Source organism: Pseudomonas sp. 43(2021) (assembly GCF_017490805.1).
Lineage (GTDB): Bacteria > Pseudomonadota > Gammaproteobacteria > Pseudomonadales > Pseudomonadaceae > Aquipseudomonas.
Genome location: NZ_JAFGYJ010000263.1, coordinates 1 through 520, shown reverse-complemented (window position 1 = coordinate 520; position 520 = coordinate 1). Strand labels below are relative to the sequence as shown.

Sequence of the window (520 nt, the reverse complement as noted above, 5' to 3'; positions counted from 1 at the left end):
CATCGGCACCGGCTTCGACGGCGGCCAGTGCATCTTCGATGCGGGTAATGCCGCAGATCTTGCTGCGAACAGCTGACATGTCAGGAAAACCTCAAGGCAAAATCCGAAAACGTCCCGGATGGTAACAAAAGCGTCCGGGGGCGTCAGCCGTCAAGTTCGGAGAAACCCGTAAGGAAATGTGGCCCGATAAAGCGCTCGGGTAACGGGAATTCGTCGTGGTACTCGACCTGCACCAGATAGAGCCCATATGGATGCGCCGTCACCCCGCCGGAACGACGCTCGCGACTCTCCAGCACTTCTTTCATCCACTCCACCGGGCGCTCCCCGGCACCGATGGTCATCAGCACACCGGCAATATTGCGCACCATGTGATGCAGGAAGGCATTGGCACGAATGTCGAGCACGATCATCTTGCCGTGACGGGTCACGCGCAGGTGATGCATCTTCTTGATCGGCGACTTGGCCTGGCACTGACCGGCCCGGAACGCGCTGAAATCGTGAGTACCGATCAGGTACTGCG

At 59.0% G+C, this 520-nt stretch carries 1 protein-coding gene and 1 pseudogene; both read right to left on the bottom strand.

From position 1 onward, the window contains the following. A pseudogene (locus J5M71_RS27115) lies at positions 1-79 on the bottom strand (N-(5'-phosphoribosyl)anthranilate isomerase); the annotation flags it as partial. A gap of 64 nt (positions 80-143) precedes the next feature. Beyond that, positions 144-520, bottom strand: a 377-nt coding sequence (locus tag J5M71_RS27110; RefSeq protein WP_207838598.1) for a tRNA pseudouridine synthase A, incomplete at its 5' end; no start/stop codon positions are given.